The 16,622-nt window shown below is 64.4% G+C and carries 15 protein-coding genes and 1 pseudogene; 10 read left to right on the forward strand and 6 right to left on the reverse strand.

The window, feature by feature from the left end; all coding sequences use genetic code 11:
- The first annotated feature begins 54 nt into the window (after positions 1–54).
- Positions 55–270, forward strand: coding sequence for a hypothetical protein (locus EOA32_RS18985; protein ID WP_067002134.1), 216 nt, complete (start codon positions 55–57; stop codon positions 268–270).
- A 20-nt stretch (positions 271–290) separates the two neighbouring features.
- Here EOA32_RS18985 and EOA32_RS18990 read toward each other — a convergent pair whose 3' ends face one another.
- Positions 291–1,211, reverse strand: coding sequence for a diacylglycerol kinase family protein (locus EOA32_RS18990; protein ID WP_067002137.1), 921 nt, complete (start codon positions 1,209–1,211; stop codon positions 291–293).
- 239 nt (positions 1,212–1,450) lie between these two features.
- On the opposite strand from EOA32_RS18990, the gene EOA32_RS18995 reads away from it, so the two are divergent.
- The gene (locus EOA32_RS18995) at positions 1,451–2,839 is read left to right on the forward strand and encodes a PRC-barrel domain-containing protein (RefSeq protein ID WP_095828404.1); all 1,389 of its coding nucleotides are present in this window, start codon (positions 1,451–1,453) and stop codon (positions 2,837–2,839) included.
- 44 nt (positions 2,840–2,883) lie between these two features.
- On the opposite strand, the pseudogene EOA32_RS19000 reads toward EOA32_RS18995, so the two are convergent.
- Positions 2,884–4,458 (reverse strand): annotated as a pseudogene (locus tag EOA32_RS19000) (alkaline phosphatase family protein).
- A gap of 217 nt (positions 4,459–4,675) precedes the next feature.
- On the opposite strand from EOA32_RS19000, the gene EOA32_RS19005 reads away from it, so the two are divergent.
- The 4 genes from EOA32_RS19005 (at position 4,676) to EOA32_RS19020 (ending at position 7,873) form a co-directional block, all read left to right on the forward strand.
- A complete protein-coding gene (locus EOA32_RS19005; protein ID WP_128372556.1) occupies positions 4,676–5,608 on the forward strand; it encodes a VOC family protein in 933 nt (310 codons plus the stop codon).
- A gap of 4 nt (positions 5,609–5,612) precedes the next feature.
- A complete protein-coding gene (locus EOA32_RS19010; RefSeq protein ID WP_128372557.1) occupies positions 5,613–6,251 on the forward strand; it encodes an alpha/beta hydrolase in 639 nt (212 codons plus the stop codon).
- Positions 6,244–6,543 (forward strand): GNAT family N-acetyltransferase, encoded by a 300-nt coding sequence (locus EOA32_RS19015; protein ID WP_128372558.1) that lies wholly within the window; start codon positions 6,244–6,246, stop codon positions 6,541–6,543. The genes EOA32_RS19010 and EOA32_RS19015 overlap by 8 nt, the downstream gene beginning before the upstream one ends.
- Positions 6,544–6,814: 271 nt before the next feature.
- Positions 6,815–7,873: a dipeptidase gene (locus EOA32_RS19020; RefSeq protein ID WP_128372559.1), complete on the forward strand. Its 1,059-nt coding sequence runs from the start codon at positions 6,815–6,817 to the stop codon at positions 7,871–7,873.
- A gap of 97 nt (positions 7,874–7,970) precedes the next feature.
- On the opposite strand, the gene EOA32_RS19025 is transcribed toward EOA32_RS19020, so the two are convergent.
- From EOA32_RS19025 to EOA32_RS19040, 4 genes are read right to left on the reverse strand one after another with little or no spacing between them, the layout of a single operon-like run.
- Positions 7,971–8,228: a hypothetical protein gene (locus tag EOA32_RS19025; protein WP_082980657.1), complete on the reverse strand. Its 258-nt coding sequence runs from the start codon at positions 8,226–8,228 to the stop codon at positions 7,971–7,973.
- Position 8,229: 1 nt separating this feature from the next.
- On the reverse strand, positions 8,230–9,459 hold the full coding sequence (locus EOA32_RS19030; protein WP_095778216.1) for an aminomethyltransferase family protein: 1,230 nt from the start codon (positions 9,457–9,459) through the stop codon (positions 8,230–8,232).
- A 43-nt stretch (positions 9,460–9,502) separates the two neighbouring features.
- Positions 9,503–11,077 (reverse strand): NAD(P)/FAD-dependent oxidoreductase, encoded by a 1,575-nt coding sequence (locus tag EOA32_RS19035; protein ID WP_128372560.1) that lies wholly within the window; start codon positions 11,075–11,077, stop codon positions 9,503–9,505.
- Positions 11,064–12,683 carry an NAD(P)/FAD-dependent oxidoreductase gene (locus EOA32_RS19040; protein ID WP_128372561.1) on the reverse strand — a complete coding sequence of 540 codons (1,620 nt, stop codon included), beginning with the start codon at positions 12,681–12,683 and terminating at the stop codon, positions 11,064–11,066. Before EOA32_RS19040 ends, EOA32_RS19035 begins: the two co-directional genes overlap by 14 nt.
- 211 nt (positions 12,684–12,894) lie before the next feature.
- Here EOA32_RS19040 and EOA32_RS19045 point away from each other — a divergent pair, with 211 nt between their 5' ends.
- The 4 genes from EOA32_RS19045 to EOA32_RS19060 all read left to right on the forward strand — a co-directional run.
- Positions 12,895–13,689 (forward strand): class I SAM-dependent methyltransferase, encoded by a 795-nt coding sequence (locus tag EOA32_RS19045; protein WP_128372562.1) that lies wholly within the window; start codon positions 12,895–12,897, stop codon positions 13,687–13,689.
- Positions 13,690–13,695: 6 nt separating this feature from the next.
- Positions 13,696–14,382: a transcriptional regulator BetI gene (gene betI / locus EOA32_RS19050; RefSeq protein ID WP_095782481.1), complete on the forward strand. Its 687-nt coding sequence runs from the start codon at positions 13,696–13,698 to the stop codon at positions 14,380–14,382.
- A gap of 64 nt (positions 14,383–14,446) precedes the next feature.
- Entirely contained in the window at positions 14,447–15,529 is a 1,083-nt protein-coding gene (locus tag EOA32_RS19055; RefSeq protein ID WP_128372563.1) for an ABC transporter substrate-binding protein, read from the forward strand.
- A partial coding sequence (locus tag EOA32_RS19060) for a flavin monoamine oxidase family protein (protein ID WP_145971317.1) occupies positions 15,526–16,622 on the forward strand: 1,097 nt, incomplete at its 3' end. The genes EOA32_RS19055 and EOA32_RS19060, both read left to right, overlap by 4 nt.

The raw sequence follows: 16,622 nt of genomic DNA on the forward strand, positions 1-16,622 counted from the left end.
GTTACCCGACCATGCCGTGCTCGGCGTGCGCGCCCCCACACCTGGAGACCGACAATGCCCAAGACCGTTCCTGAAAACGAAGCCCGCCAGGGGCACTGGGGCTGGCATGCGCTCAGGATTCTCGTCGCCGGGCTGCTGCTGGTATTCATCGCCTGGGGCGTAGCCGAGATTTATGGCGTGCTGATCAAAGAGCCGAGCACCGAGCAGCAGCACGTCCCACAACCTCCAGGGACCGAGCAGGCGCCTGCTCCCAGCGGTCAAACACAGTAGTTTTGAGGTCTTGGCTTCATTCAGGCTGCCTTTGCCTGCGCGCTGCTTCTAGGGACCAGCACGTTAAGGGTTGCTGGATGGATCTCGACTGTGGTTTCGCGTTCCAGCTTGACCAACTCTCCGTCCATCACCGCCTTGAACTTTGTCGGCGAGGAATGAATTTTCAGCACGGCTTTGTCAGCCTGGTGGATCTCGACATGTTCGCTTTGGCGCCACCGGCCGCGCAGCATGGCAAGCAGCAATTTTACCAAGTCACGGCGCCGGCGCGCAACGCTGACATAGATGCCAAGCACGCCGCCGGCCGGATTGTCCGCATAAGGCAGATGGCCCTCGCCGAACAGATTGTTGCTGATGCCAATTCCGGTCGCGCGGGTGATGATGTCGGTCTTGCCGATGGTCAAGGTCACCTTGAGGGTGCGCGGGTTCTTGATCGTTGCCCATGCGGCGCGAACCGACGCCCGCATCTTTCCCAGCCGCGAGCCAAAATCCATCTTCTCGCGGAGCTGGACCATTCTGGCATGCATGCCGATAGAAAATTGATGCACGAAGGGACGGCCATTCGCGGTCGCCATATCGACAGCCTTGACCTCGCCGTCGGTAAAGGCCTTCAAGGCGGCCTCCAGTGTTTGGGGGATGCCAAGGCTGCGCGCGAAAAGGTTCATCGTACCGGCCGGCAATATGGCCAACGCCTTCTTCTTGTTCATCAGAAGCGAGGCGGCGGTGGACACCGTTCCGTCGCCGCCTCCGGCCAGCACGACATCGACGGTGCGCCTGGCTATGGCCTTTTCCAAAGCCGTGGCGATTTCGCCGCCCGCAACGATGTCGATCTGAACCGAATGGCCGGCCGCTTCCAGAAGCTCGCGGACCCGGTCGGCAAAGGCTGCAACATCGGTCGTGCGCAGGGTGCCCCCGTCCTTGTTCAGCACCGCAGCAAACCGCATGCCCCTCTCCGTCCTGCTATTGTTAGGCCAAAAACGAGCTCTCAGCCGGAGGCTGAAACGGAAAGGGGCCGCCGAAGGTTCCGCGTCAGCGAGCAAGTCAAGCGCCGTGGACGGGCGCCGTTTGGAACAAGGCTCCCCTCACGACGTTGTGAAATCGTGGAATATTGCCGCGCTCGCCCTTGCCTTGTGCGAGGCCGCGAACGCGGCGCGTAGGAAATCAGGCACGAGGAGAGACGATCATGATCCGCACTCTTTTTGCAACGACCGCGCTTGCAACCCTCCTAGCAACCGGGGCCATTGCGCAGAACACAACGCCTGCACCGGCGCAGGCGCCCGCCACCGAAACCCCCGCGCCCGCCGCCGAGACCCAAGCTCCAGTAGTACGTGCAGACGGGGCGCTGATGACCAATATCATCGGTGAGTCCGTCTATAATGGGACCGGCGACGATGCCGAAGACATCGGCAAGGTCGATGACGTCGTTTTCGATGCAAGCGGCAACGTAAAATCCGTCATCATCGGCGTCGGCGGCTTTCTTGGCGTCGGCACCAAGGATGTCGCTTTCGATTACAACAAGCTGGAATGGGCCGAGAAGAACGGCGACCGCTGGCTCGTAGCGAAGACGACCAAAGACGAGCTGAACGCACAGGCGGCCTTCGATCGCAAGGCCTATGATCCGGCCCCGGCGCAAACGACCGATGCCACGCAGCCTGCGACCACCGACACCGGAACGGCGCAAGCGCCCGCGCAGCCGGCCCAGCCGGTAGAGAAGGCTGAAGGCAATCTCGCCACCAACATCATGGGCGAGTCGGTCTATAACGGGACCGCCGACGACGCCCAAAAGATCGGTGACGTCAACGACATCGTTCTTGCCAAGGACGGCAAGGCCGAATCCCTCGTGATCGGCGTCGGCGGCTTCCTGGGCATTGGCGAGAAGAACGTTACCTTCGACTTCGCCAAGGCCAAATGGGCGGAGAAGAATGGCGATCGCTGGTTGATCGCCGAGACGACGAAGGAAGAGCTGGAGGCCCAGCCGGACTTCAACCGCAAGGCTTATGATCCGGCGCCGGCCGCAGCCACCACGGCTTCGAACACTGCTCCGGCAACGACCACCCCTGCCGTGACCTCGTCCGACACCACGGCCGACAAGGAGGCCAAACCGGCTCAGCCGGCCCAGACGACGGCTGAGACCAAGCCCGCGGCGCCGGCTGCGAATACGACGGCTGAGAACAAGCCGGCCGATGCCGGCACAGCCGCCACCGACACGACCAAGACAGCCTCGATCGACAAATCGACGTTGAACGAAATGCCGATGGGCAACATCAGAGTCGACGACCTGAAGGGCACCACGGTATACGGCGCCAACGATGTCGAGATCGGCGAGATTGGCGACGTCGTGCTGACGCCCGACAACAAGCCGGATGCGGTGGTTATCGATGTCGGCGGTTTCCTCGGCATCGGCGAGAAGGAAGTCGCCCTCGGCATGGATAAGCTGAAGTTCATGACCGACAAGGACGGCAATAAGTATCTCTACACCAACTTCACCAAGGAGCAGTTGGAGGCGCAGGCAGCCTACGACAAGAGCTCCTATGCCGCAAACCGCGACAAGCAGAGGATGGTCCTGCAGTAAGGGACCAGGCAGCGGGCAGCGGGCAGCAGGGAATACGCGTTTCGCTATTCCCTGCTGCCTGCTGTCTTGCTCACGTGGCCGACCACTCCGTCCTTTGTCAGCTCCGCCAGCGCGAGTGATTGGTCGAGATGGTTGGCGCGCCAGGTGAGCATCTTCTCGGCGAGTTCCACGCGCACCGGCAGATGGGCGGGGTCGTGCGCGACGTTGCTCAACTCGTCCGGATCCTTAGACAGGTCGAAGAGAAGCGGCGGCAGGCCGCCGCCGAAATGGACATATTTGAAAGCCTCGGTGCGAAGGACGGCAAGGTTGCAGTCGCGTGAGCCGATGCCGAAATGCCGCTCGGCTTCGCCGTCGGCGACCGAGCGGAAATCGAATTCCCAGTGCGCCGCGTCGCGCCAGTCGGCCGGCTCCTCGCCGTCGAGCCAGGACGCCAGCGACCTGCCGTCGAGGTGCGGTTCGGGTGCTGCGCCGATCAGGTCGAGCAAGGTCGGGAAGACGTCCACCGCCTCGGTGAAGCGATCGATGGATGCGCCGGCCGCTTTTGTCCGGCGCGGATCGCGCACGATCAACGGAATGTGGTAGCTGGCGTCGAAGAAGCCGCCTTTGCCGAGCATGAAGTGGTCGCCCATCATCTCGGCATGGTCGGAGGTGAGCACAACCACAGTGTCATCCCAACTGTCGGCCGCCTTCAGCGCTTCCCAGATGCGGCCGAGCTGCGCGTCGAGCTCGGAGATCATGCCGTAGTAAAGCGCACGGATCCGGCGGAAATTCTCCTCGCTCCAATCCCGCACCTTGCCCTCGACGCCGGGAACGAACTTCGTCCGCTTCTGCATGCCAAGATCGTATGCGAGGTATGGGTGGCTTTGCGCCTCGGCCTGCCAGTTCGCCGCGCGCCGGAAAGCGGGGCCGTCAGCCGGGTCGTACATGGTGTTGTAGGGCTGCGGCACGATGAAAGGCGGGTGCGGGCTGATGAAGGAGATGTGCGCGAACCACGGCGCCGACTGCTCCTGTTCGCCAAGCCAGCGGATGAATTCGCCGGCCAGGAAGGCCGCCGGCGTCTGGTCCTTCGAATAGACCGGCGGCGCGTTGCTTACATCATCGCCGACCTTGCCCTGCTTGCCAGCCGGACGATGGATGCCCGGTACCCCGGTGCTCGTGTCGATGCCTTGCGTCCGCAGCCAGGACAGTCACTGCTTCTGATGTTCGGGCAGCAACTGCCGGACGCTGAAGCCGGGCAGCACGCCTTCATAACTCCTCAGCCGCGGATCGCCGGCCGCAAGCCGGCGCGGGTCCGGCGCCACATCGGTATAACCGAACAGCGTGGGGTCATAACCCACCGCGCGTGCGGAAAGCGCGATGTTACCATGGCGGGCGTCGAGCGGCGTGCCGTTGCGGCAGACCCGGTTGTTCATCTGATAGAGGCCGGTGTAGAGGCAGGCGCGCGCCGGCGAGCAGGGCGCCGCTCCAGCGTAGTGGCGCCGGAACAGCACGCCCTCGGCCACGAGCGCATCCACATTCGGCGTTTTCACCACCGGATGTCCCGCCGCCGACAGACAATCGCCGCGCCACTGGTCGCAGGTGATGAGAAGAACATTCGGGCGGCTCACTCGATTGTCCAAACTCTTCTCCTCAACACGGTGCACCGCTCATGGAGCCGAAATTTCCCGATCGGCGCAAGGAGGCAGCTTCATCAATTGGTGAACATCGGTCCTATGGCCGTTCACTTTTGTGATACAGTCCATTCTGAGTTTGGTCGCTTTGCCGGGCCAGGCGCTATCCTCATATTGCGGTGGACAGCGGCAAGGGCCGCAGCAAGGATAGGGAAGGAGCAAGACCGTGCTCAATCAGATCAAGGGCCTGCATCACGTTACCTCGATGGCAAGCGATGCGCGCCGCAACAACGAATTCTTTACCAAGAAGCTCGGCCTGCGCCGGGTGAAGAAGACCGTCAATTTCGACGCACCGGACGTCTATCACCTCTACTATGCCGACGAGTTCGGCACGCCGGGCTCGGTGATGACCTATTTCCCGTTCCCCGACATCGGCAAGGGCCGGCATGGGGTGGGTGAGGTCGGCAGCACCGTCTTCTCGGTGCCGGAAGGCACGCTCGGCTATTGGGAAAAGCGCTTCGCCGACAAGGGCGTCAGCGGTATTGGCCGCAGCGAAAGCTTCGGCGAGAAGCGGCTTACCTTCACCGGCCCCGACGGCGACAGTTTTGCGCTGGTCGAAGACAAGGCCGACAGCAGAGCGCCCTGGGTGAAGGGCGGCGTCCCCGCCGATGAGGCGATCCGCGGCTTCCACTCGGTCGCGCTGAGACTGAAGGACGGCGGCGCCACCGAGGAGCTGCTGAAGTTCATGGGCTATGAAGAGGTCGACAAGTCCGGCAACATCCGCCGGATGGCGATCAAGAACGGCAACGGCGCCGACGTCGTCGACATCGAATCGCAGCCGGGCGCCGGCTTTGCCAATCTCGGCGCCGGCTCTGTGCACCATGTCGCCTTCGCGGTCGAGGATCGCGCGCGGCAGCTCGAAGTGCGCAAGGCGCTTGTCGACACGGGTTACGGCGTAACGCCGGTCATCGATCGTGACTATTTCTGGGCGATCTATTTCCGCACGCCGGGCGGCGTGCTGTTCGAGGTGTCGACCAACGAGCCGGGCTTCAACCGCGACGAGGACACCGCGCATCTCGGCGAGGCGTTGAAGCTGCCGACGCAGCATCAGCATCTGAGACCCTATCTCGAACAGCATCTGCAGAAGCTGGAAGACTGACGCCATGAGCAAGGACGCCTACATCCACAAAGTGCTGCCCGGTTCGCCGGGCGGCCCGCTGCTGTTCGTCTTCCACGGCACCGGAGCCGACGAGAGCCAGCTTCTGTGCTTCGGTCGCGAGCTCGCGCCTTCGGCGACGATAGTCTCGCCGCGCGGCGACGTGTCGGAGCAAGGTGCCGCCCGTTTCTTCCGCCGCACCGGCGAAGGCGTCTACGACATGGACGACCTCGCGCGGGCGACGGCCAAGATGGCCGGCTTCGTCAAGGCGCATGTCGAAGCGGCAAAGCCCTCGGCGGTGTTCGGCCTCGGCTATTCCAACGGTGCCAACATCCTGGCCTCGGTGGTGTTCGCCGAGCCAGGACTGTTCGATGCCGCGGCGCTGATGCATCCGCTGATCCCGTTCGAGCCGCAGGTGCAGGGCAGCCTTGCCGGGCGCCGCATCCTGATCACGGCCGGCAGGCGCGACCCGATCTGCCCGCCGAACCTGACAACGCGGCTGGAGACCTATTTGCGCGCCGACGGGGCCGATGTCACAGTGGAATGGCACGACGGCGGGCACGAGGTGCGGCCGAATGAAATCGAAGCGGCGCGGCGGCTCTTCGCCCTCTCGCTCGTCGGCGCAGGAGGCAAGAAAAATGGCTGACCAGCTACCCGAGATCGAACTGGAAGATCGCGGCTCCAAGGGTCGCTACCTGCTGCGCGGACCAGGCGGCGCCGAGGCCGAAATGACCTTCACCAAGGTCGGCGAGCACCAGCTCATCATCGATCACACCGAGGTGCCGGATGTCTTTCGCGGCCAGGGCGCCGGGCTTCGCCTGGTAGCCCGCGCCGTCGAGGACGCGCGCGCGGCGGGCAAGAAGATAATCCCGCTCTGCCCCTTCGCCAACGCCCAGTTCCGCCGCCATCCGGAATGGGCCGACGTGCTGAAATATTAGCACTTGTCTTCCCCTTCTCCCCCGGGGGAGAAGGGGGCCGCGAAGCGGCCGGATGCGGGGAGCTCCACGGAAAACCGACGTCTCACTCCGCTGCAGCACCCTAAACCGTCTTGGCGCTGCGCGCCGGTCCACCGGGGCGAGCGACGCAGCCGCCCAGCCATAAATGCGAACACGCGTCTGGCATTTGCGCAGTTCGGCCATCTTGCCTAATTAGACAGATCACCTGGGATTCTCCCGCCCCGATCCGCCACCTCAAAAAGCGAATGGCCTGATGACCGAATCCGACCTCATTCCCGTTTTCGACGGCCACAACGACACGCTGCTCAGGCTCTACCAGTCGAACGAAGCGGATGTCGAAAAGCTGTTCATCGAGGGCACGCCGGGCGGTCACATCGACATGCCGCGCGCCAAAAAGGGCGGTTTTGCCGGCGGCATGTTCGCGATCTTTCCGCCGCCGATCGAAAAGACCAAGCGCAGCGCCGTGCCGCCGGCGCCAAGCGATAACGAGCCACTGCCGCCGGAACTGCCGCGCGCCGAGGCGGTCACTTCGACCATCGGCATGGCCTCGATCCTGTTCAGGCTCGAGCGCGCCGGCGCGCTCACCGTCTGCCGCAGCGCCGGTGATGTGCGCGAGGCGATGGCGAATGGCTCGATCGCCGCGGTGTTCCACATCGAAGGCGTCGAGGCGATCGATCCCGAGCTTGCCATGCTCGACCTGCTCCATGCCGCGGGGCTCCGCTCGCTGGGGATCGTCTGGAGCCGGCCGAATGCCTTCGGCAACGGCGTGCCGTTCCGCTTTCCCTCGTCGCCCGATACCGGGCCGGGCCTGACCGACGCCGGCAAGGCGCTGGTCAAGGCGTGCAACCAGCTCAGGATCATGATCGACCTCTCGCATCTCAACGAGAAGGGCTTTCGCGATGTCGCCGCGCTCAGCGACGCGCCGCTGGTCGCGACCCACTCCAACGTGCATGCGATCTGCGGCCATTCGCGCAACCTCACCGACTGGCAGCTCGGCGCGATCCGCGAAACGGGCGGCATGGTGGGCCTGAACTTCGCCACCGGCTTCCTGCGCGAAGACGGCCGCATGAATGCCGACACCAGCCTCGACATCATGCTGCGCCACATCGAGTCGCTGTTGCAGGCGCTGGGCGAGGACGGCGTCGGCCTCGGATCCGATTTCGACGGTGCCATGATCCCGGCGGTGATCGGCGACGTGGCAGGCCTGCCGAAGCTCCTCGACGCGCTCGCCGCTCGCGGCTTCGGGCGCGCGCTGATCGACAAGATCGCTTTTCGGAACTGGCTGCGTGTCCTTGAAAAGACGATCGGATAAAGTGACAATCTTGGACGTTCGGAATTGGGCCAGAACGCTCCCCCAAACGTCGCCATCATAGGGCGAAGCAGGAGCGCAGCTCCGTCGCGCTGCGGGCTTACGCACCCAAGCGCTTTAGCCATTCCTTGCCGACACCGCGGTCGCGGATGATCGGCAAGGGATCTTCATGGTCGAGTCGGGCGCAGATGCGGTAGACTTCCAGCGTCTCGGCATCCATCTCGCCGCGCTTGAAGAAGAACATCGCCGCCGCATAGCGGGTGCGGCCGGACCACATCTCGCCGAGCGGCGTGTTGACCAGCTGCCACTGCTCGGCCGCTTCCGCCTCCGCGTCCAGCCTGTCCGCATCCCCTTCCACGTCAAAAGTCCGCCGGCGGGTTGGCGGTGCGGCGATCGAGCTTGATGAATGGCCGCGGCACCACTTTCGCCCGCTTCATCAGCTTCTGATATCGCAGCTCGCGCAAGGCGTAGATCTCGACCCAGAGGTCGTCGACGACCGTATCGCCGTAAGGCCGTTGCAAGGAGGCGATGGCGATGTTGCGCTTGGCCATGGGCGACCACATCGCCGCGCTGACGAGCCCGACCTCCCGGCTCTTCTTCCAGTAGACGATGGCGTGCTCGGCCGGGATGTTGCCTTCGATCTCCAGCCCGACCAGCACATGGCGCAGCTGCTTCTTCGCCCGCGCTTCGAAGATGGGGCGGCGGCCGTTGAAGTGGCCTTTGTCCGGATCGACCATGAAGCCGAGGCCGATCTCGTCCGGCATGCGCAGGCGGTCGGCACGGATGGCATGCCCGGCAGTGGTGAAGTCGGCATTGGCGACGATCAGCCCGGCTTCTAGCCGGGCGCGATTGAGCGCCGTGTAGCCGATGGCGCGGATGCCGCGCAGCCCGCCCGCCGCCATCAGCCGGTCCCACAGGCTCAACGCCTTGTCCGCCGGCACGAACAGCTCGTAGCCGAGATCGCCGGTGAAGCCGGTGCGCGAGATGGTGACGGCAGCGCCGTCATGCGCGAAGTCGGCGAGGTCGAAAACCCTCAGCCGCTCGATGCCGGCAAAGCCGGCGTCGCGCAGGATGGCGAAGGAGGTTGGGCCTTGCAGCGCGAGCCCGGCGATCGCTTCGGTTTCTTCCTCGACGCTGACCTCATAGCCGATGGCGCTGTCGAGCAGCCAGGGCAGATGCCGCTCCTGCGAGCACAGCCGAAAGCGCGTCGGCGACAGCCGGAACAGCGTGCCGTCATCGAGGACGAAACCCTCGTCGTCGCACCAGGCGGTGTAGTGGACGCGGCCCGGCTTCAGCCTGGTCACGTCGCGCAGCGTGACACGGTCGAGATAGGCTTCGGCGTCCGGACCCTCGATCCGGTATTTCGTCATCGGCGAGATGTCGAAGAGTGCCGCCTGGCTGCGAATGGCAAAATATTCCAGCTCCTCGTCCCAGAGCGAATGCGGCGCGCGGTAGCCGGCCCAATTGTACCAGTCGTTTGTCAGCGCGATCGCGTCAATGCGCGGCTGGAAAGGTGTGTCGAGCCGAAGCGTGCGGAAGTGGGATTGCGCAAGGGTGCGGGCGGAATTGATTTTCACATGACGATTCATGTTGGCGTCGTAGAGCGCTGCGTTTGTGAATGGCGAAATCATCTCATGCCCTCATCGCGATGATGCGGCGTGCGGCGTTGAGGCCGGGGGCGCCGGAGATGCCGCCGCCGGGATGCGAACCGGCGCCGGCAAGGAACAGCCCTTCGAGCGGCGTGTCGTAGCCCGACCAACCGGAGACCGGCCGCGACATCAACATCTGGTCGGCCTGCAACTCGCCGTGGTGCCAGTGGCCGCCAGGCATTCGGTAGCGTGCCTCGATGTCGGCCGGAGTCAGCAACTCGGCATGACGCACCGTGGCGCCGATGCCAGGCGCATAGGCTTCGAGCTGCGCCATGATCGCCTTGAGGAACTGCGGCTTGCCGGCGGTCCAGCCCTGTTTCAGCGCATAGGGCGCGTACTGCACCACCGCGGACAGCACGCAGGCGCCGGAGGGTGCCAGCGAAGGATCGACCAGGCTGGGCAGCGTGATCTCCATCACCGGCTCGGGCGAGAACTCGCCATATTTCGACGGGTTGAAGGCGCGCTCGACATGGTCCGGCGAAGGCGCGATGACGAGGCGGCCCTTGTGGCCAGCGGCGTCGACGCCGGCAAATTGCGGCGGCCGGTCGAGCGCGAGATGAAGCTTCGCCGCATCGCCCTTCATGCGGATGTTCTTCATCTTGCGCACGAAACCGGTGTCGACCTCGCTCGGCCCGGCCAGATCGAGGATCGTGGTTGCGGGATTGATTGCCGAGACGACGGCTTTTGCGCGCAGCGCCTCGCCGCCCTGCGTGACGACACCGAGGGCGCGGCCCTTCTCGACGACGACCTTGGCGACCGGCGAAGCCAGACGGATCGAAACACCCGCTTGCTCGGCCGCCGAGCGGATGGCGGCAACGACCGCGCCCATGCCACCCTTGGGCTGTATCTGCGCGCCGGCGAGGCCGCCGATCTCGCCAGCGAGCCGATAGTAGAGGCCGAGCAGCGATGTCGGCGAGCGCGGACCGAGATGGCTGCCCAGTGTCGCGTCGAAAGCGAGCAGGCCTTTCAGCCTGTCGTCGGAAAGCTGCTCGTCGAGCAGGTCGTAGACGTTCATCAAGAGCACGCGCAGGAAGTCGCGCATATCCTCCTTGCCGAGCTTTTTCAGCGCCAGCGCCGTCTGGCCGAGCCCGGTCATTTCGGCGAGCGACATGCCGGCAAGGTCCGGCGGGCGGCGCGACAGAAACGGTTTCAAAACGCCGGCGTAGCGCAACAGCTGCGCGCGCAGGTCGCGCCAAGCCGACTGCTCCGACGGGCTGGCGCCCGTAAGCGCCTCGCCATAAGCGCCGTGCAGCACCAGCGGGCCGTCTTTCGACAATGCGACCGAGGGCACGAAATCGCCGCGCTCGATCTTCAGGCCGTGGCGCTCGAGCTCCAGCGTCTTCACCACATCGGGATGCAGGCGATTGAGCAGATGAGCGACCGAGGAGACGCGAAACCCCGGAGCGAATTCCTCGGTGCGCGCCGCGCCGCCGACCTCCTTGCCAGCTTCGAGCAGCAGCACCTTGCGTCCCGATTTCGCCAGCGTGGCGGCGGCAACCAGGCCATTGTGGCCGCCGCCGATGACGATCGCGTCCCAATTCGTTTCAGATGACGTCATGGGCCGGACTCATATGCAGGGTTGGCTTGGCGAGGTCGCGCAGGATCTCGGCGGCGGCGTTGCGTCCGGGCGCGCCCATGACGCCGCCGCCCGGATGAGTGGAGGAGCAGCACATATAGAGCCCGCCGACCGGCGAGCGGTATTGCGCGTAGCCCGGCACCGGGCGGTTGAACAGCAGCTGGTCGAAGGTCAGTTCGCCTTGGAAGATGTTGCCTTCGGTGAGGCCAACCTCGGCCTCGATCTCGCGCGGCGTGCGCACCTCCATATGGACGATGCGGTCGCGGAAGCCGGGCGAATATTCGGCGATCTGCGCAACCACGCTCTCGGCGAAGCCGTCGCGGTCGGCGTCCGTCCAGTCTCGGCCGCCAATTTTGGGCGGCGCGTATTGCACGAAGCAGCTCATGAAATGTTTTCCCGGCGGCGCCATGGTCGGGTCGAGCGTGGTCGGGATCACCATGTCGAGGAAGGGATCGGCCGACCAGCGCCCGGCCTTCCAGTCGTCATAGGCGCGCTCCATGCGCTCGATTGAATCGGTGAAGTGCATGTCGGCGCGGTAGACCGGCGAATCCTTCGGCAGAGCCGGGAATTGGGGAAGCGAATCGAGCGCGATGTTGACCTTGCCGGACGAACCGCGGATCTTGAAGTTCCTGACGCGACGGAGGAAGATGTCGGGCAGCTCCTTCTCCTCGACCAGTTTCAGGAAGGTGCGCTTCACATCGGCGTTTGAGACGACGAGCTTGCCGTGGACCTCTTCGCCGCCGGCCAGCACGACGCCCTTGGCCCTGCCGTTCCTGATCAGCACGCGCTCGACCTCGGCGCCTGTGCGGATCGTGCCGCCGGAAGCCTTGAATGAGGCGGCGAGCGCCTTGGTCACGGCACCCATACCGCCACGCGCATAGCCCCAGGCGCCCACGGAGCCATCGACCTCGCCCATATAATGGTGGAGCAGGACATAGGCCGTGCCGGGCGACATGGGCCCAAGCGCCGTGCCGATGATGCCGGAGAGCGCAAAGTTCGCCTTGATGACGTCGGTCTCGAAATACTCGTCGAGGAAGCCGGAGATCGACATCGTCCAGAAGCGCAAGGTCAGCGCCATTTCCTCAGCGGTGAGACCGGCGAATTTCTTGCCGAGATAAAGCAACTCGCCAAGATCGCGCGGCTTGAAGCTGGTGGGATCGGGCGCGGTGCGCATCAACAGCGGCTGGATGAAGCGGCACTGCCTTGTGACGTCGCGCGAATAGCGGTCGTAGGCCTCGGCGTCGCGCTTGGAGAAGCGGGCGAATTCGCGGCGATGCGCATCGTGGTCGCGGTAGTTGGCGAGATAGTCGCCGTCGCGCGTGAACACCGCGCCGCCTTCATAGGAGATCACCTGCAGGCCGAAGCGCGGCAGCTCCAGATCGCGCATGATCTCGGGCCGGAACAGCGAGCAGACATAGGAGCAGTTGGAGTAGAGAAAGCCCGGCGTCAGCTCGCGGCTGGTGGCCGCACCGCCGACCCAGTCGTTCTTCTCGACCACCAGCACGTCGAGCCCGGCGCGCTGCAGATAGCCGGCGTTGACCAGCCCGTTGTGGCCGCCGCCGATGACGATCGCGTCCCATGCCTTCATGTGCGCTCAACCTCCCTCCGGCCGCCCGTTTTTGGGTGCGATTTGTTCCCCGATCAGCCGAATTTGGCACGGGTCACGGTTTTTTGTCCAGCCATTTTGAATGAATGTTCAACAAATGGTGTTGCGTTTCTGCGTTGATGCGCTAGGCTTTGCCCCGCATTTCTGGTGTCCACTAGCGCGAAGGTGACTTCGGCATTTGAGGCTGAGTCCGATGATCGAAACGGCTAACGCCGAGCCGGAATATGACGACGCGGCCATTCGCTTCCTCGAGGCGCTCTGGGGCGATGGCTACCTGTCGCCGGGCGGCCCGGACGAAGTGGACCGCGTGGTCGAAGGCCTCTCGCTCAAGGGCAAGACGATCCTCGATATCGGCTGCGGCGCCGGCGGCATCACGCTGGATCTGGTCGCGCGCCATGGTGCGGCGCATGCGACCGGTTTCGATGTCGAGAGGCCGGTGATCGAGACGGCAAAGCGAAAGGCGGCTGCGCAGGGTCTCCAGCACCGCGTCAGCTTCGTCCAGGCGCCGCCGGGACTGCTGCCTTTCACCGATGCTTCCTTCGACGTCGTCTTCTCCAAGGACGCACTGTTGCATGTCCGGGACAAGGATGCCCTGTTCGCCGAGGTCTTCCGCGTGCTGAAGCTCGGCGGCGTCTTCGCCGCATCGAACTGGATGATCTCGCACGACGGCGAGCCGTCTGCAGATATGAAGGCCTATCTCGCGGCGGAAGGCTTGTCCTTTGCCATGGCTTCGCCGGCGCGCTATGCCGAAGCGATGCGTCGTGCTGGCTTCCGCGACATCAGCGTCCGCGACCGCAACGCATGGTACCGCGAGGTGGCGCGGGAGGAACGGGCGCGCCTGAAGGGGCCACTCTATCAAGCGCTCGCCGCCGCGGTCGGCGGGGGCTATGTCGACAAGAACATCCGGACCTGGGAGGCGATGCAGAAGGTGCTTGACAGTGGTGAGCACCGCCCCACTCATCTGCGCGGTTGGAAGCCGGTCGGATAGCCGGCAATGCTGGAGACCGTCACGCTCATGAAGAATGCAGAGGCCAGGGATGCCTTGCCCGAACCGGCACGAAAAGGAGACGCCGAGAAGCGCGGCCGCAAGGCTTCGAAAGAAGTCAGGCAACTCCAGTTGATCGAGGCGACGATCGATTCACTGGCCAAGCGCGGCTATGCGGAAACGACGATGGCCGATGTGGCCGACGGCGCGGGCCTGTCCCGCGGCATCGTCAACTTCCATTTCGAAAGCAAGGAGAAGCTGCTCGTAGCCACGCTGCAATATATGTATGACGAGTATTCGGCGCATTGGCGCGCCGCCTTGCAGAAGGCAGGCGACGATCCGGCGCGGCAGCTGCAGGCGCTGGTGTGGGCCGACTTCGATCGCTCGATCTGCAACAAGCGCAAGCTCGCTGCCTGGTGCGCCTTCTGGGGCGAGGCCAAATCGCGGCCGACCTACCAGGCGCTGAGCAGCTCGCGCGACGCCTACTACCAGCAGGTGTTCATCGACCTCTGCGCGACGCTCAAGCAAAGGGGCGGCTATGCCTATGAGCCGCAGGTCATGGCGCTGGCGCTATCGGCCATGCTCGAGGGCCTGTGGCTGCGGTTGATGATGGGCACAGAAGACACCACCCGCGAGACCGCGCTGCAGGCGGCCAACGCGTTCCTGGCCGCCGCCTTTCCGAAACACTACGATTAACGACAGCCCGGAGTTAGCAACAGCCGGCCAGCAAGACCGGCAAGACCAAAGAGGATGGAACAGCATGAAGAAACTCAGCCGACGCCTGACACTTACTTTGGCGCTCGCCGGCGCGCTGGCATCTTCGGCGTCAGCGTTCGCCGTTGCCGCCGACAAGGACCTCATCGTGTTCGACTGGTCCGGCTATGAGGACCCCAGCTTCCACGGCAAATATGTCGAGAAGGACGGCGACTCGCCGACCTTCGCCTTCTTCGGCGATGAGGACGAGGCATTCGAGAAGATCCGCTCCGGCTTCAAGGCCGACCTCGGCCATCCGTGTTCGCAAAGCGTGGTGAAGTGGCGCGAGGCGGGGCTGTTGCAGCCGCTCGACACCTCCAAGATCGCCGGCTGGAAGGATCTCAACCCCGGCATCATGGCGATGAAGGACCTTGCCACCACCCCCGACGGCAAAGCCTGGTTCATGCCTTGGGACTGGGGTGACACGCAGCTCACCTTCAACTCCGACAAGATCGCCGAGAAGGACGTGCAGTCGCTGAAGGCCTTCGCCGATCCCAAGTATAAGGGACGCGTCTCGATCGGCGACAATGTCGACGACGCCTATGCGCTGGCCAGCCTCGCCATCGGGCTGAAGGACTGGACAAAGATGACGGACGAGCAGTTCAAGCAGGCGTCCGATTTCCTGCGCCAGGTGCACAAGAACGTGCGCTCCTACTGGACCGATACCACCGACATCGTGCAGTTGCTCTCAGGCGGCGAGGTCGATCTGGCCTGGGCCTGGAACGACGCGGCGGTGCAATCGCAGGCCGCCGGCGTGCCGATCAAGTCCAAGAAGGATACCGACGAGGGCATCTCGACCTGGGTGTGCGGCTATGTGCTGTTCAAGGACGCGCCCGGCAACATTGACAAGGCCTATGACTATCTCAACGCTGTCAACGATCCGGAAGTCGCCAAGGTGCTGGTCAAGGACTGGGGCTACGGCCAAGCCAACGCCAAGGGCATGGCCGGTGTCGACCAGGCGGTGCTCAAGGAAAAGGGCTACGACAACGTGGAAAAATGGGCCGACAAGACGCTGTTCCAGCAGCCGCTGCCTTCCGAGCTTAAGCTGAAGATGATCGCCGAGTTCGAGAAGATCAAGGCCGGCTATTGAACAGCAAGATCGAAAGCACCGACGTTGCAATCGTCGGCGCCGGCTTCACTGGCCTGTCGGCCGCGCTCGAATTGAAGCGCGCCGGCATCGATTTCCTCGTCCTGGAAGCGCGCGGCCGCGTCGGCGGTCGTGTGGAAGGTGCGCGAAACGGGCTCGGCGAGCTGATCGACAGCGGCGGCCAGTTCCTGTGCGAGGACATGCCGGAGTTGATGGCGCTGGCCAGGGCGCGCGGCAAGACCTTCGTCAAAACCTTTGTCGATGGCGCGTTCATCACCCATCCACCGATGTCGGTCGACCAGGCCGGACAGACCTATGTGACCGCGATGGCGATCCGCGACCGCATGAACTGGATCGAGCCTGACGATCCCGCGATCGCCGGGCTGACCGTCGCCTCCTGGCTAGAACGCCAGACCGATCCGGTAGATGCCAAAGCCGCCTTCCGCTCGATGGTCGAAGGACTGTGGTGCCTGGCGCTGGAAAAGGTGCCGCTATGGTACCTGATCGACAATGATCGCCGCATCACCAACGAAGTGCCGGAACTGCAATATTCTCTGCGCGAGACCATGCAGTCGCTGGCCGCGGACCTGGCGGGCGATCTCGGTGACCGGCTGCGGCTGAACGAGCCGGTCATTCGCGTCGAGCGCGGGCCGTCCGGCGTTCGTGTCGTCGCCGGCGGCGGCGCCGTCGAGGCGCGCGAGGTCCTGCTCGCCCTGCCGCCAGCGACGGCCAACAGGCTCGACTTTCGGCCTGCCTTGTCGACGGCCTTGAAGAAGGCGCTTGGCGTCTGGGAAAGCGGCGCGGTGGTCAAGATCCTCGTCCGCTATGCCAGGCCGTTCTGGCGCGAGCGCGATCTGAGCGGAATGGTGATGTGGCGCGACATGCCGGGCCTGTTTGCCTGCGATGCCAGCAGGGATGCCGAGCATGCAGCGCTCGTCGTCTTCATCGGTGGGCCGCTGGCGCTGCGTTGCCGCAAGCTGGGTGCTGCGGCGTTGCGCGCCGAGGTCACTGCGGAGCTCGCGGATGCGCTCGGTCCGGACGCGGCCGATATTCTCGATTTCAGCCAGCGCGACTGGACAGATGACCGCTGGAGCGG

This window comes from Mesorhizobium sp. M1A.F.Ca.ET.072.01.1.1 (assembly GCF_004023325.1).
In the GTDB taxonomy this organism is placed as follows: Bacteria; Pseudomonadota; Alphaproteobacteria; order Rhizobiales; family Rhizobiaceae; genus Mesorhizobium.